The 431-nt window shown below is 41.1% G+C and carries 1 tRNA gene; it reads right to left on the bottom strand.

Features of this window, described 5'->3' with window-relative positions:
• Positions 1–76: transfer RNA gene (locus AACS92_RS04225), tRNA-Asn, on the bottom strand.
• Positions 77–431 lie beyond the last annotated feature (355 nt).

Here is a 431-nt window from a genome sequence, read left to right as displayed (position 1 = left end):
TGGCTCCTCCAACTGGACTCGAACCAGTGACATACGGATTAACAGTCCGCCGTTCTACCGACTGAACTATGGAGGAATTGCTGTGTTCCTGAGAACGAGGCGAATAATAGGGGAATGGAGAGAGCTTGTAAAGCAGAAAAATAAAAAATAAGTTCAAGTGGTTGAGACATGTTCAAAGTGGTGGGGTTTTATCATTTTTTATGGCAAAAAATAATCAGCACCGTATTTTTTTAGGTATTATTCATGATAACGAATTAATATACCGTTATATTTCCTGATGCCAGATAAATGTCCCGGAAAAAAGTAGAAAAGCAAAAAGCCCGACTCAGTAAAACTGAATCGGGCTTCTTTAAATTTGGCTCCTCCAACTGGACTCGAACCAGTGACATACGGATTAACAGTCCGCCGTTCTACCGACTGAACTATGGAGG

Source organism: Xenorhabdus sp. KJ12.1, from assembly GCF_963876495.1.
GTDB classification, from domain to species: domain Bacteria; phylum Pseudomonadota; class Gammaproteobacteria; order Enterobacterales; family Enterobacteriaceae; genus Xenorhabdus; species Xenorhabdus stockiae.
The sequence above is the reverse complement of the archived record's forward strand: the minus strand, read 5'-3'. Positions and strand labels throughout refer to the sequence as shown.